21 protein-coding genes and 1 riboswitch are annotated in these 22,784 nt (G+C 73.1%); of the genes, 15 read left to right on the top strand and 6 right to left on the bottom strand.

Translation table 11 applies throughout. The annotated features are described in order from the left end of the window. Positions 1–7 precede the first annotated feature (7 nt). On the top strand, positions 8–1,831 hold the full coding sequence (locus tag OG904_RS10705) for a DUF6350 family protein (protein WP_405489713.1): 1,824 nt from the start codon (positions 8–10) through the stop codon (positions 1,829–1,831). A gap of 139 nt (positions 1,832–1,970) precedes the next feature. Here OG904_RS10705 and OG904_RS10700 read toward each other — a convergent pair whose 3' ends face one another. Further along, positions 1,971–2,633 (bottom strand): hypothetical protein, encoded by a 663-nt coding sequence (locus OG904_RS10700; RefSeq protein ID WP_405489711.1) that lies wholly within the window; start codon positions 2,631–2,633, stop codon positions 1,971–1,973. A gap of 258 nt (positions 2,634–2,891) precedes the next feature. Between OG904_RS10700 and purN the strand changes: the two genes are divergently transcribed. Continuing rightward, positions 2,892–3,515: a phosphoribosylglycinamide formyltransferase gene (gene purN / locus OG904_RS10695; RefSeq protein WP_405489709.1), complete on the top strand. Its 624-nt coding sequence runs from the start codon at positions 2,892–2,894 to the stop codon at positions 3,513–3,515. A 32-nt stretch (positions 3,516–3,547) separates the two neighbouring features. Further along, positions 3,548–5,128, top strand: a complete 1,581-nt coding sequence (gene purH, locus OG904_RS10690) for a bifunctional phosphoribosylaminoimidazolecarboxamide formyltransferase/IMP cyclohydrolase (protein ID WP_405489707.1) — start codon at positions 3,548–3,550, stop codon at positions 5,126–5,128. Positions 5,129–5,274: 146 nt separating this feature from the next. On the opposite strand, the gene OG904_RS10685 is transcribed toward purH, so the two are convergent. Beyond that, on the bottom strand, positions 5,275–5,916 hold the full coding sequence (locus OG904_RS10685; protein WP_405489705.1) for a hypothetical protein: 642 nt from the start codon (positions 5,914–5,916) through the stop codon (positions 5,275–5,277). A 246-nt stretch (positions 5,917–6,162) separates the two neighbouring features. Here OG904_RS10685 and OG904_RS10680 point away from each other — a divergent pair, with 246 nt between their 5' ends. From OG904_RS10680 to OG904_RS10670, 3 genes are all read left to right on the top strand, one after another. After that, positions 6,163–7,026 (top strand): bifunctional methylenetetrahydrofolate dehydrogenase/methenyltetrahydrofolate cyclohydrolase, encoded by an 864-nt coding sequence (locus OG904_RS10680; RefSeq protein ID WP_328300400.1) that lies wholly within the window; start codon positions 6,163–6,165, stop codon positions 7,024–7,026. Between the two features lie 61 nt (positions 7,027–7,087). Next, a complete protein-coding gene (locus tag OG904_RS10675) occupies positions 7,088–7,636 on the top strand; it encodes a DUF3017 domain-containing protein (RefSeq protein ID WP_405489703.1) in 549 nt (182 codons plus the stop codon). 213 nt (positions 7,637–7,849) lie between these two features. After that, positions 7,850–8,839: a malate dehydrogenase gene (locus OG904_RS10670; RefSeq protein ID WP_405489701.1), complete on the top strand. Its 990-nt coding sequence runs from the start codon at positions 7,850–7,852 to the stop codon at positions 8,837–8,839. A 185-nt stretch (positions 8,840–9,024) separates the two neighbouring features. Here OG904_RS10670 and OG904_RS10665 read toward each other — a convergent pair whose 3' ends face one another. Next, complete coding sequence (locus OG904_RS10665; protein WP_405489699.1) at positions 9,025–9,525, bottom strand: carboxymuconolactone decarboxylase family protein; 501 nt, start codon at positions 9,523–9,525, stop codon at positions 9,025–9,027. 46 nt (positions 9,526–9,571) lie between these two features. Here OG904_RS10665 and OG904_RS10660 point away from each other — a divergent pair, with 46 nt between their 5' ends. Beyond that, complete coding sequence (locus tag OG904_RS10660; RefSeq protein ID WP_405489697.1) at positions 9,572–10,966, top strand: PLP-dependent aminotransferase family protein; 1,395 nt, start codon at positions 9,572–9,574, stop codon at positions 10,964–10,966. 198 nt (positions 10,967–11,164) lie between these two features. Here the strand turns inward: OG904_RS10660 and OG904_RS10655 are convergent, their stop codons facing one another. Continuing rightward, positions 11,165–12,082: a hypothetical protein gene (locus OG904_RS10655; RefSeq protein ID WP_405497932.1), complete on the bottom strand. Its 918-nt coding sequence runs from the start codon at positions 12,080–12,082 to the stop codon at positions 11,165–11,167. 112 nt (positions 12,083–12,194) lie between these two features. Between OG904_RS10655 and OG904_RS10650 the strand changes: the two genes are divergently transcribed. Further along, positions 12,195–12,506 carry a hypothetical protein gene (locus OG904_RS10650; protein WP_405489695.1) on the top strand — a complete coding sequence of 104 codons (312 nt, stop codon included), beginning with the start codon at positions 12,195–12,197 and terminating at the stop codon, positions 12,504–12,506. A 6-nt stretch (positions 12,507–12,512) separates the two neighbouring features. Further along, complete coding sequence (locus tag OG904_RS10645) at positions 12,513–13,703, top strand: glutathionylspermidine synthase family protein (RefSeq protein ID WP_405489693.1); 1,191 nt, start codon at positions 12,513–12,515, stop codon at positions 13,701–13,703. Positions 13,704–13,779: 76 nt separating this feature from the next. On the opposite strand, the gene rocD is transcribed toward OG904_RS10645, so the two are convergent. After that, positions 13,780–14,985, bottom strand: a complete 1,206-nt coding sequence (gene rocD / locus OG904_RS10640; protein WP_405489691.1) for an ornithine--oxo-acid transaminase — start codon at positions 14,983–14,985, stop codon at positions 13,780–13,782. A 110-nt stretch (positions 14,986–15,095) separates the two neighbouring features. Continuing rightward, a riboswitch (ZMP/ZTP riboswitch) is annotated at positions 15,096–15,186 on the top strand. 35 nt (positions 15,187–15,221) lie between these two features. On the opposite strand from rocD, the gene glyA reads away from it, so the two are divergent. From glyA to OG904_RS10620, 4 genes are all read left to right on the top strand, one after another. Continuing rightward, positions 15,222–16,490 (top strand): serine hydroxymethyltransferase, encoded by a 1,269-nt coding sequence (gene glyA / locus OG904_RS10635; RefSeq protein WP_405489689.1) that lies wholly within the window; start codon positions 15,222–15,224, stop codon positions 16,488–16,490. A gap of 263 nt (positions 16,491–16,753) precedes the next feature. Then, complete coding sequence (gene trpS / locus OG904_RS10630) at positions 16,754–17,767, top strand: tryptophan--tRNA ligase (RefSeq protein ID WP_405489687.1); 1,014 nt, start codon at positions 16,754–16,756, stop codon at positions 17,765–17,767. Positions 17,768–17,895: 128 nt separating this feature from the next. Beyond that, positions 17,896–18,507, top strand: a complete 612-nt coding sequence (locus OG904_RS10625) for a 2'-5' RNA ligase family protein (protein ID WP_405489685.1) — start codon at positions 17,896–17,898, stop codon at positions 18,505–18,507. Positions 18,508–18,652: 145 nt separating this feature from the next. After that, positions 18,653–19,783, top strand: coding sequence for a YhjD/YihY/BrkB family envelope integrity protein (locus OG904_RS10620; RefSeq protein WP_405489683.1), 1,131 nt, complete (start codon positions 18,653–18,655; stop codon positions 19,781–19,783). Here OG904_RS10620 and OG904_RS10615 read toward each other — a convergent pair. Next, the gene (locus OG904_RS10615; RefSeq protein WP_405489681.1) at positions 19,731–20,981 is read right to left on the bottom strand and encodes a D-alanyl-D-alanine carboxypeptidase family protein; all 1,251 of its coding nucleotides are present in this window, start codon (positions 20,979–20,981) and stop codon (positions 19,731–19,733) included. The genes OG904_RS10620 and OG904_RS10615 overlap by 53 nt on opposite strands. Positions 20,982–21,102: 121 nt before the next feature. Between OG904_RS10615 and OG904_RS10610 the strand changes: the two genes are divergently transcribed. Together OG904_RS10610 and OG904_RS10605 are read left to right on the top strand one after the other, a co-directional pair. Further along, positions 21,103–21,363 (top strand): SCO4848 family membrane protein, encoded by a 261-nt coding sequence (locus OG904_RS10610; protein ID WP_405489679.1) that lies wholly within the window; start codon positions 21,103–21,105, stop codon positions 21,361–21,363. Further along, the gene (locus tag OG904_RS10605; RefSeq protein WP_405489677.1) at positions 21,360–22,712 is read left to right on the top strand and encodes a metallophosphoesterase; all 1,353 of its coding nucleotides are present in this window, start codon (positions 21,360–21,362) and stop codon (positions 22,710–22,712) included. Before OG904_RS10610 ends, OG904_RS10605 begins: the two co-directional genes overlap by 4 nt. Positions 22,713–22,784 lie beyond the last annotated feature (72 nt).

Here is a 22,784-nt window from a genome sequence, read left to right as displayed (position 1 = left end):
TGGCGGGGTGACCCAAGTGACCGAACGCGGGACCTCGTTGCCTACGGCCCCAAGGGCCCTCGTACGGCGCCGTTCGCCGGCGGCCGCCGCGTGTGTCGTGGGCGGCGCCGTCGCCGCGGTACTGGGGCTCGGCTTCCTCGCCGTGCTCGTCATCGTGCTGTGGATCAGCTCCCCGTACCCCGACAGCGGCCCCGGCGGCGCCCTGCACCTCGCCGCGGGCATCTGGCTGCTCGCCCACGGGACCGCGCTGGTCCGCTACGAGACCCTCTCCGGCGTGCCCGCCCCCGTCGGCCTGATCCCGCTGCTGCTCGTCGCCCTCCCCGCGCTGCTCATCCGGCGCGCCGCCCGGCTCGGCAGCGCCGCCGGGGAGGAACGGGGCGCGGAGCCGCTGCCCGCCGCCGCGGTGTTCTCCGCCGTGCTCTGCGGCTACCTCGGCGTCGGCACCCTGGCGGTCGTCTACGCGGCCGCCGGGCCGATGCCCGCGGACCCGCTCAGTGCGGCCTGGCACCTCCCCCTGGTCGCCGCCCTGGCGGCCGCCGGCGGGGTCTGGGAGGCCCGGGGGAGGCCGCTCGGGCAGCTGCCCGGCCGGCTCACCCGCCCCCGCTACGCCCTGGCTCTGCGGGCCGGCGCAGGCGGGGTGCTGGTGCTGCTCGGCGGCGGAGCCCTGCTGACCGGGGCCTCGCTCGCCTGGCACGGGGCGGAGGTGCAGGGCTCCTTCATGACGCTGACCGGGGTCTGGTCGGGCCGGTTCGCGGTGCTGCTGCTCGCCCTCACCCTGATCCCGAACGCCGTCGTCTGGGGCGCCGCGTACGCCCTCGGCCCCGGCTTCGTCCTCGGCACCGGAGCCGTCGCGACCCCGCTGGGCTTCGGCGGATCGCCCGCGCTGCCCCGGTTCCCGCTGCTCGCGGCGCTGCCTCCGGAGGGCGCCGGCACGCCGCTGACCTGGGCCGTCTGCGCGGTGCCGGTGGCGGCCGGGCTGGCGGTGGGCTGGTTCGCGGTACGCCGGGCACGGGAGGTCTCGTACGGGGAGACCGCGCTCACGGCGGCGCTGGGAGCGGTGGTGTGCGCCCTGGCGACCGCGGGGCTCGCCGCCGCTTCGGCGGGCCCGCTCGGCTCCCGGGAACTGGCCGCCTTCGGGCCGGTGTGGTGGCAGGCGGGCGGTGCGGCGCTGGGCTGGACCCTGGCGCTCGCGGTCCCGCTGGCCGTGACCGTGCAGGGGTGGCGCAACCGCCCCGCGAAGGGCCTGGCCGAAGCCGAGGCCGACGGCGGCTGGCACGACAGCGGGGTCCGCGAGGTCCGCTGGGCGGCCCTGCGCCGTGCGGCGGGCACCCTGATCCCGGACTTCTCCTCCACGGCCCCGGAGAACCAGGAGGGCCCGGGGCAGTCCCCGGCCCGGGCCCGGGCCCCGAAGGAAGGGCCCCGCCCCGAGGCCGTGCCCGCACCCGGGTCCGCGCCGCCGAAGCGGCCCGTGCTGGTCCTGCCGGGCCTCAAGCTGGACCTGACCCCGATCCCGCTCCCCGCACTGCCCGCCGACCCCCCGCAGCCGCCAGCCGCAGGACCCGGAGCCCCAGCCCTGGCCGAAGCATCAACCCCGTCCGGCGCACCAGCCCCCGCGTCCCCGCTGGCCCCGTCCATGGCCGGAGCCCGCGTACTGGCCCGCCGCAAGCCCGCGCCGGACCCCGGACACCCGGACCCGGGGCCCTCGCACCCCGCCCCGGACCCCGCCGGCGCCACGGCCGGGGTCCCGGCCGGATCCGCAGGGAGCCATCTGGGCGGCGCAAGCGGCCCAGGCGGTTCCGGCGGCCCAGGCGGTTCCGGGGAGAGCGCCTAGGGGTGTCGTTCGGACAGGCCGATGCCGTGTCCGGCCGTGCTGCCGGGGGCCCGTGTACCGGACGTGCTCGGTCGCCCCGACAGTGCGGCCGGGCACGGTGCCGGGCCTCGCGGGCCCGGCAAGATCCGGATGGGACGGCCTAGCGCTGGACCCGGATCATCTGGCCGATGAAGTTGTCGGGCAGCAGGTCGTTGCACTGCAGCTCCGCCGGCTTGGTGAGGGCGTCCTGCTGGCAGACGTAGAAGTCCTTGTACGCGAGGTGCACCGTGTACCAGGACACCGCCAGCAGCACCGCCAGCGAGGCGGTGACCAGGCCGCTCAACGCCGCCGTCCGCTGGGGCCGGGCGGCGGCGCCCAGGGCCGCCAGTCCGCCCCGGGCCGGAGCCGGCCCGTCGACCGGACCCGCCGCACCCGCAGCCGCACCCGCACCGGAGTCACCCGCAGCCGCACCCGCACCGGAGCCCCCCGCGTCGCCCCCGGAGGGCTTCGCGGGCGCCCCGCGCAGCGCGCTGATCCCCCAGTACAGGGCCAGCACGCCCAGCAGCAGCGCCATCGACGGGGTCTCGAAGACCCCGAAGAAGAAGCCCCACATGCCGGCCAGCAGCGCGTACCGCGCCCGACGCTGGATCGGGTCGGTGGGGTCCCACCGTGCCGGTCCGGACCCGGGGTCCTCGGCCGGTCCCTTCCCGGGGCCGCCGTCGCCACCGGCGCGCGGCTCCCAGAGCTGGTCGGGCCGGCCTTCCGGGGGCGCCGCGAAGGGGTTGTCGTCGGTGGAGCGGTCGGGCTGGGGGCGGTCCGGCATCGGGTGTGTTTCATCCCCTGTGTCGTGGACGTCGCTGGGACGTCGGAGGCCTGATTGCGGCGTGTACGCCAGACGCTACCGCCAGGGCGTCCCCCCGTCCCTCGGGGGCCGTCCGGTGTGCCGGTATCGTTGCAGGCGGTCGGAGACTTCGTAGGGTCGCCCGTAAATCGGCGATCCGCAGTTTCATGTGATCACACAAGACGAACGACGCGCCCCCTGCTCAGCCGGGTGGCGCCCCCGCTCGAGAAAGGGCCTCCCATGGCCGCCTCCCGCCTGGTCGTGCTGGTCTCCGGATCCGGCACCAACCTCCAGGCCCTGCTCGACGCCATCGACGCCCACCCCGGCGGACCCGAGGGCTTCGGCGCCGAAGTCGTCGCCGTGGGGGCCGACCGCGAGAACATCGCCGGCCTGGAGCGCGCCGAGAAGGCGGGGATCCCCACTTTCGTGTGCCCGGTCAAGGCCCACGCGAGCCGCGCCGAGTGGGACGCCGCCCTGACCGCGGCCACCGACGCCCACGCGCCGGACCTGGTCGTCTCGGCGGGGTTCATGAAGATCGTGGGGCCGGAGTTCATCGGCCGCTTCGGCGGCCGGTTCGTCAACACCCACCCCGCCCTCCTCCCGGCCTTCCCGGGCGTCCACGGCGTACGGGACGCACTCGCCTACGGCGCGAAGGTCACCGGCTGCACCGTCCACTTCGTGGACGCGGGCGTGGACACCGGTCCGATCATCGCCCAGGGTGTCGTCGAGATCCGGGACGAAGAGGACGAAGCCGCTCTCCATGAGCGGATCAAGGAAGTCGAGCGCGAACTGCTCGTCGACGTCGTGGGGCGCCTGGCCCGGCACGGCTACCGCATCGAGGGACGAAAGGTAACAATCCAGTGACCGCCGCAGAGGCCGCAGGGACCGCAGAGACCGTGACCGCAGGGAGCGAAGACCTCACCGCTTCGAAGCGCCCGATCCGGCGCGCGCTCATCAGCGTCTACGACAAGACGGGACTGGAAGAGCTGGCCCGCGGTCTGCACGAGGCGGGTGTCGCGCTCGTCTCGACCGGCTCCACCGCCGGGAAGATCGCCGCCGCCGGGGTGCCCGTCACCAAGGTCGAGGAGCTGACCGGCTTCCCCGAGTGCCTGGACGGCCGGGTCAAGACCCTGCACCCGCGCGTGCACGCCGGAATCCTCGCCGACCTGCGCCTGGAGGACCACCGCAACCAGCTCGCGGAGCTGGGCGTGGAGCCCTTCGATCTGGTGGTCGTGAACCTCTACCCCTTCCTCGCGACCGTCCAGTCGGGCGCGAGCCAGGACGAGTGCGTGGAGCAGATCGACATCGGCGGTCCCTCGATGGTCCGCGCCGCCGCCAAGAACCACCCCTCGGTGGCCGTCGTCACCAGCCCGGCGCGCTACGCCGACGTGCTGAGCGCCGCCCGGGGCGGCGGTTTCGACCTCACCGCCCGCAAGCGGCTCGCGGCCGAGGCCTTCCAGCACACCGCCGCGTACGACGTCGCCGTGGCCTCCTGGTTCACGAACGCGTACGCCCCGGAGCCCGAGGCCGTACTGCCCGAGTTCCTCGCCGGTGCCTGGGAGCGCAAGTCCACGCTCCGCTACGGCGAGAACCCGCACCAGGCCGCCGCCCTCTACACGGACGGCCAGCCGGGCGGGCTCGCCAACGCCGAGCAGCTGCACGGCAAGGAGATGTCCTACAACAACTACGTGGACACCGACGCGGCCCGCCGCGCCGCCTACGACCACGAAGAGCCCTGCGTCGCGATCATCAAGCACGCCAACCCGTGCGGCATCGCGGTCGGCAAGGACGTGGCCGAGGCCCACCGCAAGGCGCACGCCTGCGACCCGGTCTCCGCCTTCGGCGGGGTCATCGCCGTCAACCGCCCGGTGAGCGTCGAGCTCGCCGAGCAGGTCGCGGAGATCTTCACCGAGGTCATCGTCGCCCCCGGCTTCGAGCCGGGCGCCGTCGAGGTCCTGGCGAAGAAGAAGAACATCCGCGTCCTGAAGGTGGAGGGGGCCCCGCACCAGCCGGGCGACCTCAAGCCCATCTCCGGCGGCGTGCTGCTCCAGCAGTCCGATGTCTTCCAGGCCGAGGGCGACGACCCCGCGAACTGGACGCTCGCCACGGGCGAGGCGCTCTCCGCCGCCGAGCTCGCCGACCTCGCCTTCGCGTGGAAGGCCTGCCGCGCCGTGAAGTCCAACGCGATCCTGCTGGCCAAGGACGGCGCCTCGGTCGGCGTCGGCATGGGCCAGGTCAACCGCGTGGACTCCGCGAAGCTCGCGGTCGAGCGGGCGGGCGCCGAGCGCGCACAGGGCTCGCTCGCCGCGTCCGACGCCTTCTTCCCCTTCCCGGACGGGCTGGAGATCCTCACGGCCGCGGGCATCAAGGCCGTGGTCCAGCCGGGCGGTTCGATGCGCGACGAGCTGGTGATCGAGGCCGCGAAGGCGGCGGGCGTGACGATGTACCTCACCGGGACCCGGCACTTCTTCCACTGAGTCCGGCCGGCGTCGGCCGGCAGCGCGTACGGCGAAGGCCGCGTTCCGCAGCAGTGCGGGACGCGGCCTTCGCCGTACGTACGGCCGGTACGAGCGCGCGTACCGGAGCCGGAGCCGGTGCGGGCGCCCGGTGCCGGTACCCGGTGCTAGTACAGCGGGCGCTTGAAGTAGACGCTCGCCGCCGAGTTGGCCAGGCCGATGAGGATCCACAGGCCCAGGCCGAGCTGGATGCCCGTGAAGATCAGGGAGATCATGAAGACGCCTGCGCCGGAGCTGTGCATGCTGCTGAGCGTCGCGATGTTGAAGATCAGGCTGAGGCCGGCGAAGAGGCTCTGCAGCGAGCCGAAGATGATGCCGGAGACCCGGACGCCGCCCCGGCCCTTGCTCAGCTTGGCGGCGGTCAGGATCGGCCACAGCGCCAGGCCGACGACCAGGATCCCGAAGATGATGAACACGCCGCCCGCGGCGGTGCCCGCGCCGCTCGCCGAGGAGCTGGAGCCGGAGAGCGCCGCGGCGAACACCGCGCCGCCGACGCCGAGGAGCACGCCGAACAGGGCCTGCAGCCCGCCGAGGATGAAGAGGATGACGCGGGCGCCGGAGACACCGCCGGGCATCGGCACACTGACACCCGGGTACCCGGCGACGCCCGGGTAGCCCTGGGCCTGCTGCGGGTAGGCGTAGCCGCCCTGCGGCGGGATGCCCTGGGGCGCCTGCTGCGGGTAGCCGTAACCGGGCTGACCGCCCTGGGGCTGCTGCCCGTAGGGGTTGTTCGGGTCGCCGAAGCTCATCTGGGGTGTTCCTCCGTGGAAGTGCGGGGACGCACGGCACGCGCGGAGGAGTCACTGCAAGTCGTGCGGCCCGCCCCCCGGCACTGCCCGCGGCACTCTTTCCCCGCATCGTCGTCCGGCCGGGGTGGACTTGTCCAGCCGCTACGCGGTCGGCCGACTACTTGTTGTGCAAGTGCAACGAAGACGAACCGGTCGCGCGGCGTCCGCGACTGGATCCCGGACCGCTCCATCCGGGAGGATGGGTCCATGACCGCCCAGATTCTCGACGGCAAGGCCACCGCAGCCGCGATCAAGTCCGAACTGACCGCCCGCGTGGCGGCGCTCAAGGCCCGGGGCATCACCCCGGGGCTCGGCACCCTGCTGGTCGGTGACGACCCGGGCAGCCGCTGGTACGTCAACGGCAAGCACAAGGACTGCGCCGAGGTCGGCATTTCCTCCCTCCAGCGCGAACTGCCCGCGACGGCCTCCCAGGAGGACATCGAGGAGGTCGTGCGGGAGCTGAACGCCAACCCGGAGTGCACGGGTTACATCGTCCAGCTCCCCCTCCCCAAGGGCATCGACACCAACCGCGTCCTGGAGCTGATGGACCCGGCGAAGGACGCCGACGGCCTGCACCCGATGTCACTCGGCAAGCTGGTCCTGAACGAGCCGGGCCCGCTGCCCTGCACCCCGTACGGGATCGTCGAGCTGCTGCGCCACCACGGTGTGGAGATCAACGGTGCGCACGTCGTCGTCCTCGGCCGCGGGATCACGGTCGGCCGTTCCATCGGCCTGCTGCTCACCCGCAAGTCGGAGAACGCGACCGTGACCCTGTGCCACACCGGTACGCGCGACCTCTCCGGACTGCTGCGCCAGGCGGACATCGTCGTCGCGGCGGCCGGGGTGCCGCACCTGGTCAAGCCGGAGGACGTGAAGCCGGGCGCGGCCGTGCTCGACGTCGGCGTCAGCCGCGACGAGAACGGCAAGATCGTCGGGGACGTGCACCCCGGCGTGGCCGAGGTGGCCGGCTGGATCTCCCCGAACCCGGGCGGCGTGGGCCCGATGACCCGGGCGCAGCTGCTCGTCAACGTCGTCGAGGCCGCGGAACGGATCGTCCCCAGTGCGGGCTGAACGCGAGGACGCGGTCGGTTCCGTGGGCTCCGAGCGGCCCGTGGGTCCTACGGGGCCTGCGGTGCCCTCGGGGCTTACGGGACCTACGGCGCCCCCGGAGCCCGGTCGTGCGGCCGGGGCCCCCGCGAAGGCCGCGGCCCGGCCCGGATCCGGTCCCGCCGCGGGATCGGAACCCGCCGCGGGATCGGAACCCGCCGCCGGGTCCGGGGACGGGGCCGCCCCGGTCCGGTCCCGGCGCTTCCCCTCCATCACCCGGGACACCGCCCGCCCCGAGGGCGGCGGCCGCGCCGCGCCCGGTGACGCCCCGGCGCCGGCCCGTCAGTGGCCGATGCTGGCCGTCCTCACCGCGACCGCGGCCGGGCTGCTGGTCACGGCCGTGGGCCACGCGCGCGGCGGTTGCCTGATGATCGGCATCGCGCTGATCGCGGCGTCGGTGATGCGCCGCCTGCTGCCCTCGGTGGGCATGCTCGCGGTGCGCTCCCGCTTCACGGACATGGTCACGTACGGCCTGCTGGGCGTGGCGATCACCCTGCTGGCGCTGGTCATGGAGCCCAAGCCGTGGCTGAACATCCCGTTCCTGGAGACGGCGGTCCGCTTCACGGTCCGCTGAGCACCCTTCCCGGGGGATCTTCCGGGTGAATGACCGCCGCCCCACCACCTCGTGTGCCGCGCACCACACGGGCCGGGGGATTGGGGTGCCCCAGGGTCGGATAGCCTGACGGCGGATGTCTCTTCACGTCAAGATTTACTGGGCCGGGGAGCGGCGTCCTCCCAGCACATGGGGCAGGGACGCCCCACCGCCAGCTGTCTAACGGAGAAGGCCATGACCCGCACTCCCGTGAATGTCACCGTCACCGGCGCCGCCGGCCAGATCGGCTACGCGCTGCTCTTCCGCATCGCGTCCGGCCACCTGCTCGGCGCTGACGTGCCGGTCAAGCTCCGTCTTCTGGAGATCCCTCAGGGCATGAAGGCCGCCGAGGGCACCGCCATGGAGCTCGACGACTGCGCGTTCCCGCTGCTCGCCGGCATCGACATCTTCGACGACCCGAACAAGGGCTTCGAGGGTGCCAACGTCGCGCTGCTGGTCGGCGCCCGCCCGCGCACCAAGGGCATGGAGCGCGGTGACCTGCTCTCCGCCAACGGCGGCATCTTCAAGCCGCAGGGCGCCGCGATCAACGCGAACGCCGCGGACGACATCAAGGTCCTGGTCGTGGGCAACCCGGCCAACACCAACGCGCTCATCGCACAGGCCGCGGCCCCGGACGTACCGGCCGAGCGCTTCACCGCGATGACCCGCCTGGACCACAACCGCGCGATCTCGCAGCTGGCCGCCAAGACCGGCGCCGCCGTCTCCGACATCAAGCGCCTGACCATCTGGGGCAACCACTCGGCGACCCAGTACCCGGACATCTTCCACGCGGAGATCGCCGGCAAGAACGCCGCCGAGCTGGTCAACGACCAGGCCTGGCTGGCCGAGAACTTCATCCCGACCGTCGCCAAGCGCGGCGCGGCGATCATCGAGGCCCGCGGCGCGTCCTCGGCCGCCTCGGCCGCCAACGCCGCCATCGACCACGTCCACACGTGGGTCAACGGCACCGCGGCGGGCGACTGGACCTCCATGGGCATCCCGTCGGACGGCTCCTACGGCGTCCCGGAGGGCATCATCTCCTCCTTCCCCGTCACCACCAAGGACGGCAAGTACGAGATCGTCCAGGGCCTGGACATCAACGAGTTCTCCCGTGCGCGCATCGACGCGTCCGTGGCGGAGCTCGTCGAGGAGCGCGACGCGGTGCGCGAGCTCGGCCTGATCTGACCGGTCCGCCCGTCCGTGTGAGGACCGGCCGCACAGGCCCCCGCGCACGCCAGTACGGACACCGAACGCCCCGGCCCAACCAGGCCGGGGCGTTTTGGCGTGGATCTTCCTGTCGCCCCAAGTGGCGGAATCCCGCTGACCGCCTTCCGCCCGACGGCGGGCGGCTGAGCGGACCGGCCGACCGCTCAGTTGTCGTACATGCCCGGGGTGTAGTGCCCCGGGCTCAGGCGCGTGGTGACGCCGATGCGGTTCCAGACGTTGATCGCGGCGATCAGGGCGATCACCTGCGCCAGCTCCTTCTCCTCGAAGTGCGCCGCGGCCCGCTCGTAGACGGCGTCGGGAACGAAACCGTCGGTCAGGACGGTCACGGCCTCCGTCAGCTCGATCGCGGCGAGCTCCTTCTCCGTGTAGAAGTGCCGCGATTCCTCCCAGGCGCCGAGGAGCAGCAGCCGCTCCACGTCCTCGCCGGCCGCGAGGGCGTCCTTGGAGTGCATGTCGATGCAGAAGGCGCAGTGGTTGATCTGCGAGGCGCGCAGCTTGACCAGCTCCACCAGGGCCGGGTCCAGCCCCTTGGCCGCGGCCGCGTCCAGGGCCACGGCGGCCCGGTAGAACTCCGGGGCGAGCTTCGCGAGCTGCATGCGGGGGGTGCGCTCGGGTGCGTTCTTGGTGCTGTCCGTGTCGTTCATGACTCAACGGTAGGAGACAGGCGGCCCGCCGATATGGTCCATATCCATGACGGAATCATGGGCCACTTTCGGCGCCGACCTCCATCTGGAAACCAAGCCCGGGCGCGGCGTGCGGGCCGGGCTCACCGAGGCGCTGCGCGAGGCCGCGCGCAGCGGGCGGCTGGCCCCGGGCACCCGGCTGCCCTCCTCGCGGTCACTCGCCGCGGACCTGGGGATCGCCCGCAACACCGTCGCCGAGGCCTACGCCGAGCTCGTCGCCGAAGGCTGGCTGACGGCCCGGCAGGGCTCGGGGACCCGGGTCGCGGAGCGGGCCCGGGCGCGGCGTCCCGCGGCGGCCGTGCCCGTACGGCGCCCCGTGCGCACGAAGGCCTCGTACAGCCTGATGCCCGGCTCCCCGGACCTCGGGGGTTTCCCGCGCGCGGCCTGGCTGTCGGCGGCCAGGCGGGCGCTGACGGAGGCCCCGAACGAGGCCTTCGGGTACGCGGACCCGCGCGGCCGGGTGGAACTGCGGGAGGCGCTCGCCGGGTACCTCGCGCGGGCCCGCGGGGTGTACGCGGACCCCGAACGCATCGTGCTGTGCGCGGGCTTCACGCAGGCCCTGATGCTGCTGGCGCGGATGCTGCGGGCGCGCCGGGTCAGGGAGGTGGCGGTGGAGGGGTACGGGCTGGAGGAGCACCGGGCGCTGCTGACCGACGCGGGGCTGCGGACGCGGCCGCTGGTGGTGGACGGGGCGGGGGCGCGCACGCCCGACCTGGCCGGATCGGTGGCGGGGGCGGTCCTGCTGACCCCGGCGCACCAGTTCCCCACGGGCGCCGCGCTGACGCCGGGGCGGCGGGCGGCGGCGGTGGACTGGGCCAGGTCCACGGGCGGGCTGATCCTGGAGGACGACTACGACGGGGAGTTCCGGTACGACCGCCAGCCGGTGGGCGCGCTCCAGGGGCTGGACCCGGACCGGGTGGTCTACCTCGGAACGGCCAGCAAGTCCCTGGCGCCCGGGCTGCGCATGGGCTGGATGGCGGTGCCCGGGCCGCTGATGGAGGAGGTGCTCGCGGCGAAGGGCCATACCGACTGGAGCTCCAGTGCGCTGGACCAGCTGACGCTCGCGGAGTTCATCCGGTCGGGGGCGTACGACCGGCACGTGCGGGAGATGCGGATGCGCTACCGGCGGCGGCGCGACGAGCTGGTGGCGGCGGTCGGCGAGCGGTCGGCGGTCTCCGGCATCGCCGCGGGTCTGCACGCGGTGCTGGACCTCCCGCCGGGCGGGGAGCGGGCGGCCCTGCGGGCGGCCGCCTGGCAGGACCTCGGCCTGCGGCCGCTTTCCTCCTTCCGGCATCCGCGGGCGGCGATGGCTCCGCGGGAGGCGCTGGTGGTGGGCTTCGGGACCCCGACCCAGAGTGCGTGGGCGCCCACGCTGGCGGCGCTGGTCGCAGCGCTCCCCTGACGGGGCCGGACCGACCGCCCCGGTGGCGGCTGCGGGGACGCCGCCCTGTGGGGGCTGTCCCCTACCCGCCCTTCCCCCGTTCCCCGGGCTCCGCCCGGACCCGGTCCTCAAACGCCGGACGGGCTGGATCTTCCCGGCCGCCGGCGGTCACGTGCGGGCCGACGCCTGCAAGGTCCAGCCCCGCCGGGGTTCGAGGGCTCAGGCGCCGGGCGGGCCGGGGTCCGGGCCGGTGGGGTCTGAGCCGGTGGGGTCCGGGCCGTTGGGGTCCGGGCCGTTGGGGTCCGGGCCGTTGGGGTCCGGGGTGGACGGGGGTTCGCCGAAGCGGGCCAGGGCCAGGGCTCCGGCGACGGCCACCGCGAAGCCGGTGATCGCCAGCCAGGTCAGGCCCTCGCGGGTGCGGTCGCCCAGCCAGGCCACGCCCACCGCCGCCGGGCCGATCGTCTCGCCGAGCACCATTCCGGCCGTCGCCGTGGTCACGGAGCCCCGTTGCAGTGCCGAGGTGAGCAGCAGGAAGGCGGAGCCGCCGCCCAGCAGCAGCGCGTACAGCGCCGGGTTCGACAGCGCGGAGAGCGAGATGTCGTCGATGAGCCGCACCGCCACCTCCACCACCCCGAACCCCGTACCGGCCGCCAGACCCAGCGTCAGCGCACGGCTGCGGTCCGGGAGCCCGCCCGCCACCGCCCCGGCCACCAGCACCAGCCCCGCCACCGCCAGCAGCCCGAGCTTCAGCGCGAGCGAGCCCTTCCCCGAGCCCTCCGCGCCGGAGGCGAGCCCGAGCATCACCAGACCCGCGCTCACCACCGCCACCGCACCCCACTCCGTCCCGCTCAGCCGCACCCGCAGCAGCCGGGCCGCGACCACCGCGGTGACCGCGAGGCTGGCCGCGAGCGCCGCGCCCACCGCGTAGATCGGGAGGTGGCGCAGGGCGATGATCTGGAGGACGAAGCCCGCCCCGTCGAGGCCGAGTCCGGCGAGGTAGCGCCACTGGCGCAGCGCCCGCAGGAGGAGGGCGGTGTCGACCCCCGAGCCCGTTCCCGGCTCGGCCGCCCGCGCCGCCATCGCCTGCAGGACCGACGCCGTGCCGAAGCAGACCGCCGCACCGAGCGCGCAAATCATCCCAATGAGCACGAACCGACTGTAGGTCACGGATCCCGCGACGGCCGGATTCCATCGGCCGGGGGCCTCGATCTAGTCTGTCGGCAGCACGCCACTAGGGGGAGCAGCAGACATGGACAGCAGCAGCAGTAGCAGCGGGCGCCGCATGCGCTCGGGCGCCGTCGTACTGGGCGGCATGGGGTTGCTCGCGGCCACGCTCGTGGCCTGCGGCAACAGCAGCGAGCCGGACCGGCGCTGCGTGGACAAGACCACGCTGGACAAGCTCGACGACAAGTACTGCAAGAGCAGCGGCAGCAGCAGCCGGGGCACGTACTACTACGGCGGCTCCGTCCGCAGCGGCAAGGTCACCGGCGGCAGCTTCGACAAGTCCGCCGTCACCCGCGGTGGCATCGGCGGCAGCCACAAGAGTTCCTCGGGCGGCTGATCCCGAGTGGAGCGCCACACCATCGAGCCCCGCCCCGACTGGCAGCGGACCGTCGAGGAGCAGGGGCTGATCTACCCCCTGACCCGCTACCCCGACGACTCCCTGCGCCCCTACTGGGACGAGAGCGCGTACTACTCCTTCTCGCTGCCCGAGGTGGAGGCGCTGGAGAACGTCGTCGAGGAGCTGCACGCCATGTGCCTGGCGGCGGCGGAGCACATCGTCGCCCACGACCGCTTCGCCGACCTCGGCATCACCGACCCGAAGCTGGCCGCGCTGATCGCCGAGTCCTGGCGGCGCCGCGCCGAACAGCCCTCGCTCTACGGCCGCTTCGACCTCCGCTACGACGGCACCGGCACCCCGGCCAAGCTGCTGGAGTACAACGCCGACACCCCCACCTCCCTGGTGGAGGCGGCCAGCCCGCAGTGGTTCTGGATGGAGGAGCGCTTCCCCGGCGCCGACCAGTGGAACTCCCTGCACGAGCGGCTCGTCGACGCCTGGCGCCGGCAGGCCGAACTGCTGCCGCCCGGCCCGCTGCACTTCGCGCACTCCGAGACCGACGAGCTCGGCGAGGACCTGATGACGGTCGCCTACCTCCGGGAGACCGCCGAGCAGGCCGGCCTCGACACCCAGGCCCTGTCCGTCGAACGGATCGGCTGGGACAGCCTGTCGGGCCGCTTCGTCGACGAGAAGCTGCGCTTCATCCGCGCCTGCTTCAAGCTCTACCCGTGGGAGTGGCTGGCCACCGACGAGTTCGCCCCGCAGGTCCTCGGCACGTACGACCACGGCGGCGGCTCCGGCACGACCGCCTGGATCGAGCCGCTGTGGAAGATGCTGCTCTCCAACAAGGCGCTGCTGGCGATCCTGTGGGAGCTCTTCCCGGAGCACCCGAACCTGCTGCCCGCCTACCTCGACGGTCCGCGCGAGCTCGCCGCCACCACCGGCTACGCGGCGAAGCCGCTGCTGGGGCGCGAGGGCGCGGGCGTCACCCTGCACCCGGTGGGCGGCGAGCCGTTCGTCGCGGAGCAGGACGAGACCTACGTCTTCCAGGGCCTCGCCCCGCTGCCGGACTTCGACGGCAACCGGGTGGTGCTCGGCGCGTGGGTCGTCGAGGACGAGGCCGCGGGCCTGGGCATCAGGGAATCGGCGGGGCCGGTCACGGACGAGTACGCCCGCTTCCTGCCCCACGTCATCCGCTGAGTCCGCTGAATCCGTTGGATCCGTTGGATCCTCTGAAGCCGCTGGATCCGCCGGCCCCCGCGCGGACCGCCTCCGATCAGCCGCCGAGGACCGACCTGAGCTGGTCCAGGCCCCAGTCCAGGTCCTCCTTGCTGATCACCAGTGGCGGCGCGATCCGGATGGTCGAGCCGTGGGTGTCCTTGACCAGCACCCCGCGCTCCATCAGCTTCTCGGAGATCTCCCGGCCCGTGCCGAGGGCCGGGTCGATGTCGACGCCCGCCCACAGCCCGCGACCCCGTACGGCGGTCACCGCGCCGCCGCCGACCAGCAGGTTCAGCTCCCGGTGCAGGTGGTCGCCGAGCTCGGTGGCGCGCTGCTGGTACTCGCCTGAGCGGAGCATCGCGATCACCTCCAGGGCGACGGCGCAGGCCAGCGGATTGCCGCCGAAGGTGGAGCCGTGCTCGCCCGGCCTGAAGACGCCGAGCACGTCGCGGTCGGCGACCACCGCGGAGACGGGCACGACACCGCCGCCGAGCGCCTTGCCGAGGATGTAGACGTCGGGGACGACCTCCTCGTGCTCGCACGCGAAGGTCTTGCCGGTCCGGCCCAGCCCCGACTGGATCTCGTCCGCCATGAACAGCACGTTCCGCTCGCGCGTCAGTTCCCGTACGCCCCGCAGGTACCCGGCGGGCGGCACGAGCACGCCGGCCTCGCCCTGGATCGGCTCCAGGAGGACGGCGACGGTGTTGGAGGTGACGGCCGCGGCGAGCGCCGTGAGGTCCCCGTAGGGGACGATCTCGAAGCCCGGGGTGTACGGGCCGAAGTGGTCGCGGGCGTCGTGGTCGGTGGAGAACGACACGATGGTCGTCGTACGGCCGTGGAAGTTGTCGGCCGCCACCACGATCTTGGCGTGGCCGTCCGGCACGCCCTTGACCTCGTAACCCCACTTGCGGGCCGTCTTCACCGCCGTCTCCACGGCCTCCGCGCCCGTGTTCATGGGCAGCACCATCTCCTTGCCGCACAGCGCGGAGAGCTCGGTACAGAAGTCCGCGAACCGGTCGTGGTGGAAGGCGCGGGAGGTGAGGGTGACCCGCTCCAGCTGGGCGCGGGCGGCGTCGAGCAGCCGCCGGTTGCCGTGGCCGAAGTTGAGGGCCGAGTAGCCGGCGAGCATGTCGAGATAGCGGCGTCCCTCCACGTCCGTCATCCACGCGCCCTCCGCGTGGGCGATGACGACGGGCAGGGGGTGGTAGTTGTGCGCGCTGTGCGCGTCGGCGGAGCTGATGGCTTGAGCAGTTGTCGACACGGGGTCTCCGATCGTCCGTCAGGGCCTGTGACGAGGGTGGCGTCACTCTGCATCCTCGCTCGTATACCGGACGGAGAAACCTTTCTCGTGGCGCGGCCGCTAAGGTGTGCGGTACGCACGGCGACTGGCGTACGGAGAAAGAACTCCGGGGGAGTCGTGCGGGCACGACCGCATACAGGGCCGCTCGCCTGGGCCTCGCGGGGACGAGACCTGACATCGACCCCGGAGGAGCCGCCATGAGCGCGAGCCACCACCCCGCCCTTCTCGCCACCGACCCCGAGCTGGCGTCCTTCGTCGCCGCCGAGGAAACCCTCCAGGCGGAGACGCTGCGGCTGATCCCCAGCGAGAACTACGTGTCCGCGGCCGTACTGGAAGCCTCCGGCACGGTGCTGCAGAACAAGTACAGCGAGGGCTACCCGGGCCGCCGCTACTACGAGGGCCAGCAGAACATCGACCGCATCGAGGCACTGGCCGTCGAGCGGGCGAAGGGCCTGTTCGGCGTCGACCACGCCAACGTGCAGCCGTACTCAGGCTCCCCGGCGAACCTGGCCGTGTACCTGGCCTTCGCCGAGCCCGGCGACACCGTGATGGGCATGGCCCTGCCGATGGGCGGGCACCTGACGCACGGCTGGGGGGTCTCGGCGACGGGCTCCTGGTTCCGCGGAGTCCAGTACGGCGTTCAGGCGGCCACCGGTCTCATCGACTACGACGCCGTACGGGAACTCGCGCTGGCCGAACGCCCCAAGCTGATCTTCTGCGGCGGCACCGCGCTCCCGCGCACGATCGACTTCGAGGCCTTCGCGTCGATCGCGAAGGAGGCCGGCTCGGTGCTCGTCGCCGACGTCGCCCACATCGCCGGCCTGATCGCGGGCGGGGCGCACCCGTCCCCGGCGGGCCACGTGGACGTGATCTCGACGACCACCCACAAGACCCTGCGCGGCCCGCGCGGCGCGATGCTGATGTGCCGGGAGGAGCACGCGAAGGCCATCGACAAGGCGGTCTTCCCGGGCCTCCAGGGCGGTCCGCACAACCAGACGACGGCCGGCATCGCGGTGGCGCTCCACGAGGCGGCGCAGCCCTCGTTCGTGTCGTACGCGCACGCGGTCGTGGCCAACGCGAAGGCGCTGGCCGCCGCGCTGCTGGAGCGGGGCTTCGACCTGGTCTCCGGCGGTACCGACAACCACCTGATCCTGATCGACCTCACGGGCAAGGCCGTGTCCGGGAAGATCGCGGCGAAGGCGCTGGACCGGGCGGGGATCGTCGTGAACTACAACACGGTGCCGTTCGACCCGCGCAAGCCGTTCGACCCGTCGGGCATCCGGATCGGCACGCCGTCGCTGACCTCCCGTGGTCTGGGCGTCGACCACATGCCGGTGGTCGCGGACTGGATCGCGCGAGCCGTCGACGCCGCCGGCCGGGGCGACGAGCCGGCCCTGGCCGCCGTCCGCGCCGAGGTCTCGGACCTGATGGCCGCCTTCCCGGCCCCGGGGCTCCCGCTGTCCTGACGGCGCGGGGGCGGGCGGGCCCGGCGGGGCTGGATGAATCCAGCCCCGCCGGCGTTCGAGGCGCGGGGTCTGGGGCGGAGTCCCAGGAGGCCCGGCTGCGCCGGGTGCCGGGTGCCGGGAAAGCGGTCGCTCGGCCGAGGCAAGATCCGGACGGGTGGCTACCGCCCGGTACCCGCACCAGTGCGGGGCGGTCGCCGAGCGACCCACCCGGTTCCGGCCAGTGGCGGGCCCGACCCCGCCATCGCACCTGAGAGAATGGCGCCATGGCTTCTGATCGTCCTCGCGCGCTCTCCGGCATCCAGCCCACCTCCGGTTCGTTCCACCTCGGGAACTACCTCGGAGCGATCCGCCAGTACGTCGCCCTGCAGGAGACGCACGACGCCTTCTACATGGTCGTCGACCTGCACGCGATCACCATGCCGCAGGATCCGAAGGATCTCCGCGCGAACACCCGGCTCTCCGCCGCCCAGCTGCTCGCCGCCGGCCTGGACCCCGAGCGCTGCACGCTCTTCATCCAGAGCCACGTCCCCGAGCACGCGCAGCTCGGCTGGGTCATGAACTGCATCACCGGTTTCGGCGAGGCCAGCCGGATGACCCAGTTCAAGGACAAGTCCGCCAAGGGCGGCGCCAACAACGCCACCGTCGGCCTGTTCACGTACCCGATCCTCCAGGTCGCCGACATCCTGCTCTACCAGGCGAACGCCGTCCCCGTCGGCGAGGACCAGCGCCAGCACATCGAGCTGACGCGCGACCTCGCCGAGCGCTTCAACCAGCGCTTCGGGCAGACCTTCACCCTGCCCGCCGCGCACATCGTCAAGGAGGTCGCGAAGATCTACGACCTCCAGGACCCGGCGATCAAGATGTCGAAGTCCGCTTCGTCCCCCAAGGGCCTGATCAACCTCCTCGACGAGCCCAAGGCCACCGAGAAGAAGATCAAGAGCGCGGTCACGGACACCGAGGCCGTGGTCCGCTTCGACTCCGAGAACAAGCCCGGCGTCAGCAACCTGCTCACGATCTACTCCACTCTCACGGGCGAGTCCATCCCCGCGCTGGAGGCCGCGTACGAGGGCAAGGGTTACGGAGCGCTCAAGACCGATCTCGCCGGCGTGATGGTCGATTTGGTCACACCCTTCAAGCAGCGCACGCAGGAGTACCTGGACGACCCGGAGACCCTGGATTCCCTGCTGGCCAAGGGTGCGGAGAAGGCCAGGGCGGTCGCCGCCGAGACCCTCGCGCAGGCCTACGACCGCCTCGGTTTCCTCCCCGCGAAACACTGACGGGCACGGAAGGGGAAGAGGGCCCTGGCGATCTGGGGGGTGCTGCCGCCACACTGGGGCGGCAGCACCCGCGCGGCACACACGCCGCGCACAGACGACGCACAGGACGACAGGCGGAGGAGAGATACGTGGGGACCGTAACGCTCGGCGTTTCGATCGCGGTCCCGGAGCCGTACGGCAGCAGCCTTCAGGAGCTGCGCGCCGGCTTCGGGGACGCTGCCGCGCACGGCATTCCCACGCACGTCACCCTCGTACCGCCGACGGAGGTGGCCGCGGACCGGCTTCCGGAGATCCGCGCCCACCTGGCCGAGGTCGCGGCCGCCGGCCGTTCCTTCGGGATGCGGCTGGCCGGCACGGGCACCTTCCGTCCCCTCTCGCCGGTGGTCTTCGTCCAGGTCGTCGAGGGCGGCGCCGGCTGCACCCGGCTCCAGAGCCAGGTCCGTGACCCGCAGGGGCCGCTCAGCCGGGAGCTCTCGTTCCCGTACCACCCGCACGTCACGGTCGCCCACGGGATCTCCGAGGAGGCGATGGACCTGGCGTTCAGCGCCCTCGCGGAGTACGAGGCGCAGTGGATCTGCTCCGGTTTCGCGCTCTACGAGCAGGGCTCGGACGGGGTCTGGCGCAAGCTGCGGGAGTATCCGTTCGGCAGTGGCGCGAGCGGTGTCCCGACGCAGCTGGGCTCGGCGACCGACAGCAGTGCGGCGGCTGCCGCGGGCGAGGCGACCGTACGCCGTTCCTGACGCAGGAACCGGAACCGGAAACCGATCCTTCGCAGGACCAGGGCATGGAACGGCCGAGCCGTCGGGCGAAAAGTCACAATCGACGACCGTAGTCCCCAAAACCGGCAATCCCGGCTATTTCCGACAGCTCATTTACGGTGACGGTATGGACTGGCTGACGAAACTCCCGCTGATCGGACCCCTCGTGTCCGCCGTGATGCGGACCCACCTGTGGCGTTCCTACCAGCGGCTCGACCGCGTGCACTGGAGCAGGCTCGCCGCCGCCATCACCTTCATCAGCTTCGTCGCCCTCTTCCCGCTGATCACCGTGGCCGCCGCGATCGGCGCCGCGCTGCTCAGCCAGGAGCAGCTCGACCGGCTCCAGAAGAACCTCGCCGAACAGGTCCCCGGCATCTCCGACCAGCTCGACGTCAACTCCCTCGTCGCCAACGCGGGCACGGTCGGGCTGGTCGCCGCCGCCGTCCTGCTCTTCACCGGCATCGGCTGGGTCGGGTCGATGCGGGACTGTCTGCGCGCCGTCTGGGAGAAGGACGACGAGGACGAGGGCAACCCCTTCGTCCGCAAGGGCAAGGACGGGCTCGTCCTGATCGGCCTCGGCGGCGTCGGACTGGCCTCGGCCGTGGCCTCCACCTTCGGCTCCAGCGCGGTCGGCAAGGCCGGCGACTGGCTGGGAGTGCCGCGCGAGGGCGCGGGCGGCGGCCTGCTGCGGGGCGGCGCCTTCCTCGTCGGGGTCGTGGCCGCCTTCCTGCTCCTGCTCTACGTCCTGACCCTGCTCCCCGGCGTCGAACCGCCCCGCCGCCGTCTGATCCAGGCGGCCCTCATCGGCGCGGCCGGTTTCGAGCTGCTGAAGCTGCTGCTCAGCGGCTACATGCGGGGGGTCGCCACGAAGAGCATGTACGGGGCCTTCGGCGTGCCGATCGCGCTGCTGATCTGGATCAACCTCACGGCGAAGCTGCTGCTGTTCTGCGCGGCGTGGACCGCGAGCCGCGACGACTCCGACGGGGACGGCGTGGAGGACCCGGAGCAGGGCTCCGGGGCGGACGCGGGGCCGGCCGCCGACTCGGACGCCGGTCCCGACGCCGATTCGGAGGCCGAGCCGGACGCCGGGTCCTCGGTGTCCGCGTCCGGCTCCGCCCGGTCCGGTTCGGCCGGGTCCGGTTCGGCCGGGTCCGGTTCGGCCGGGTCCGGTTCGGCCGGGTCCGGTTCGGCCGGGTCCGGTTCCGCTACACCTGGCCGCGGGCCCGGCGGCCGCGGCCCCGGGGCCAGCGCCGGTTGACCGCGTAGGCCCCGCCCGCCACGACGGCGAGTACCCCGCCCGCGACGCCGAAGGCGGTACCGATCCCGCCGCCCGAGCCGTCACCGGACGCCGACGGGTTGTTCTCGTGGGACTGGGCGGGGGAGCCGTGGGCGGAGGTGTCCGCGCTCTTCGGGGGCACCAGCTCGCCCACCGGCCTGACCTTGCCGCTCGCCGCGAAACCCCAGTCGAGCAGGTCGGCGGTCTCCTCGTAAACGGAGTTGACACCGCCGGTCCCCGGGTTCATCACCGTGACCAGCAGCTTCTTGTCACCGCGCTGGGCGGCCCCGGTGAAGGTGGAGCCGGCCATCGTGGTGTTGCCGTTCTTCACCCCGGCGATGCCCTTGTAGGGGGAGAGCCCGCCCGCGCCCGTCATCAGCCGGTTGGTGTTCTGGATCTCGAAGGTCTCGCGCGGCTTCCCGGCCTCCTGCCTGCCGGGGAACTTCGCGCTGGCCGTGCCGCAGTACTCCCGGAAGTCCTGCTTCTGCAGGCCGGAGCGGGCGATGAGGGTGAGGTCGTAGGCGCTGGAGACCTGGCCCGGAGCGTCGTAGCCGTCCGGGGACACCACGTGCGTGTCCAGGGCCTGGAGCTCCTCGGCGTGCGACTGCATGTCCTTGACGGTCTTCTCGACGCCGCCGTTCATGGCCGAAAGTACGTGCACCGCGTCGTTCCCGGAGCGCAGGAACACCCCCAGCCACAGGTCGTGGACCGTGTACTCGGCGTCCTCCTTGAGGCCCACCAGGCTGGAGCCGGCACCGACCCCGTCCAGCTCCTTGTCCGTGACCTTGTGGACCTGCTCCTTGGGCAGGCCCGGCAGCACGGTGTCGGCGAAGAGCATCTTCATGGTCGAGGCCGGGGGGAGCCGCCAGTGGGCGTTGTGCGCCGCGAGGACCTCGCCGGTCTCGGCGTCGGCCACGATCCACGAACGGCCCGTCAGGTTCGCCGGCAGCGCGGGCGCGCCGGGCAGCAGGTTGACCTGCGTACCGGGCTGCCCGAGCGAGGCGCCGCCGACCGTCGACATCGAGGCGGGCGGCGCGGGCGCCTTGGGCGGCTGCCCCTTGCCGTCCGCGGGCGGTGTCGGCGTCGGCGCGGCGTACGCGGGCGAGGCCAGCAGGGCCGGGACCAGCAGGGCGGGAAGCGCGGCGGAAAGGACCGTCAACGCGGTCTTCTTGGCAGACACGCAGGTGAAAGTACATCCCGACGCTGTGCTCACCGTCGCTGACCGGCCAACCCGCCACAACCACCGCCGGGACAGCCCACCCCGGCGCGTCCGTCCTGGGGACGAAACCGATACTGAGCTCATGAAACTCAGCCGCGCCGCTTCCTGGTTCCTGCTCGCGTTCGGCGTGTGGAGCTGGTTCATCTGGGTGTCTTTCGTCCGGAACCTGTGGAAGGACGGCGGCGGTCTGGCCTTCGACGACGCCGGGGACCCGACCGCTTACTTCTGGGTCCACCTTCTCTTGGCGGTGGCTTCCTTTCTCCTGGGGACGGCCGTCGGAGTGATCGGGTTGCGCGGGGTGCGGGCCCTGCGGCGTGAATCACGTCAGGGGCCGGACGCGTGACGGTCCTTCTGTTCGCGGCCGGAGCCCTGCTCGTACTGGCCCTCCTGGCGCTGGTGCACCGCTGGCTCTGGGTCCGCCTGGTCCGCGACACCACCGCCCCGGGCGGCCGGACCCGCCGCACGGGCACGGCCCTGGCCTTCGCCCTGCCGCTGCTGTCCCTGGCCGCCCTCGTCGCGGGCCGCGCGGGAGCCCCCTTCTGGCTCCAGCGCACGGTCGCCTGGCCGGGCTACCTCTGGCTGGCCGTCCTCCTCTACCTCTCCCTGGCACTCCTCCTGGCGGAGCCCCTCCGAGCCGCCTGGCTCCGCCGCCCGAACGGAAAGCCCCGGGCGACCCCGGCCCCCCACCCCGTGCCGGCCCCGGGCACCGAGCCCCGCCGCGCGGCGGAGCCGCACGGTCCCGCGCAGCGGGAAGGGGCGGGGAGGGGAATCGCGCCGCAGGCCACCCTCGCGGCCACCGCCGGGCCCGCAGCCAGCGCGGGGCAGGAGCAGGTTCCCGGGACCGGGGCCCGGCCCCCCGCCCCGAGCGGCGTCAGCCGCCGCCGCTTCGCGCGGACCGTGGCCGCCACAGCCGGCGCGGCAGCGCTCGGCACCGTCGCCCACGGCACGTACGGCGTCCTGCGCGGCCCCCGCGTCAAGCGCGTCCAGGTCCCGCTCGCGAAGCTCCCCCGCGCGGCGCACGGTTTCCGCATCGCCGTCGTCAGCGACATCCACCTCGGCCCGATCCTGGGCCGCGCCCACACTACCCGCATCGTCGACACCATCAACCGGACCCAGCCCGACCTCATCGCCGTCGTGGGCGACCTCGTCGACGGCAGCGTCCACGACCTCGGCCCCGCCGCCGAGCCGCTGCGCGGCCTGCGCGCGCGGCACGGCGCGTACTTCGTCACCGGCAACCACGAGTACTTCTCCGGCGCCCGGCAGTGGGTCGACCACGTCCGCGAGCTCGGCCTCACCCCGCTGGAGAACGCCCGCCGCGCGCTCCCGTACTTCGACCTCGCCGGCGTCAACGACGTCGCGGGCGAGAGCGAGGGCCACGGCCCGGACTTCGGGGCGGCCCTCGGGGACCGCGACCGCGCCCGTACCGCCGTGCTCCTCGCCCACCAGCCCGTGGTCATCGACGAGGCCGTCCGCCACGGAGTCGACCTCCAGCTGTCCGGCCACACCCACGGCGGCCAGCTCTGGCCCGGCAACTACGTGGCAGAGCTCGCCAACCCCACCGTCGCCGGGCTGGAGCGCTACGGCGACACCCAGCTGTACGTGTCGCGCGGCGCGGGTGCCTGGGGGCCGCCGGTCCGGGTCGGGGCTCCGTCGGACATCACAGTCGTCGAACTCGCCTCATATCAGGCGTGAACCACCCGAACCTTTAGGGACACACCGCAAATCGGCCTTCCCGAGGCCGAATTTCCGTGATGGGATGACCGA

The organism is Streptomyces sp. NBC_00096 (assembly GCF_045041305.1).
GTDB lineage: Bacteria > Actinomycetota > Actinomycetes > Streptomycetales > Streptomycetaceae > Streptomyces.
The sequence above is the reverse complement of the archived record's forward strand: the minus strand, read 5'-3'. Positions and strand labels throughout refer to the sequence as shown.

Excerpts from the sequence above, each read along its gene's own strand:
- OG904_RS10700 (WP_405489711.1), bottom strand. The coding sequence starts at position 2,633 with ATGCCGGACCGCCCCCAGCCCGACCGCTCCACCGACGACAACCCCTTC.
- purN (WP_405489709.1), top strand. The coding sequence starts at position 2,892 with ATGGCCGCCTCCCGCCTGGTCGTGCTGGTCTCCGGATCCGGCACCAAC.
- OG904_RS10685 (WP_405489705.1), bottom strand. The coding sequence starts at position 5,916 with ATGAGCTTCGGCGACCCGAACAACCCCTACGGGCAGCAGCCCCAGGGC.
- OG904_RS10680 (WP_328300400.1), top strand. The coding sequence starts at position 6,163 with ATGACCGCCCAGATTCTCGACGGCAAGGCCACCGCAGCCGCGATCAAG.
- OG904_RS10670 (WP_405489701.1), top strand. The coding sequence starts at position 7,850 with ATGACCCGCACTCCCGTGAATGTCACCGTCACCGGCGCCGCCGGCCAG.
- OG904_RS10665 (WP_405489699.1), bottom strand. The coding sequence starts at position 9,525 with ATGAACGACACGGACAGCACCAAGAACGCACCCGAGCGCACCCCCCGC.
- OG904_RS10660 (WP_405489697.1), top strand. The coding sequence starts at position 9,572 with ATGACGGAATCATGGGCCACTTTCGGCGCCGACCTCCATCTGGAAACC.
- OG904_RS10655 (WP_405497932.1), bottom strand. The coding sequence starts at position 12,082 with ATGATTTGCGCGCTCGGTGCGGCGGTCTGCTTCGGCACGGCGTCGGTC.
- OG904_RS10650 (WP_405489695.1), top strand. The coding sequence starts at position 12,195 with ATGGACAGCAGCAGCAGTAGCAGCGGGCGCCGCATGCGCTCGGGCGCC.
- glyA (WP_405489689.1), top strand. The coding sequence starts at position 15,222 with ATGAGCGCGAGCCACCACCCCGCCCTTCTCGCCACCGACCCCGAGCTG.
- trpS (WP_405489687.1), top strand. The coding sequence starts at position 16,754 with ATGGCTTCTGATCGTCCTCGCGCGCTCTCCGGCATCCAGCCCACCTCC.
- OG904_RS10620 (WP_405489683.1), top strand. The coding sequence starts at position 18,653 with ATGGACTGGCTGACGAAACTCCCGCTGATCGGACCCCTCGTGTCCGCC.
- OG904_RS10610 (WP_405489679.1), top strand. The coding sequence starts at position 21,103 with ATGAAACTCAGCCGCGCCGCTTCCTGGTTCCTGCTCGCGTTCGGCGTG.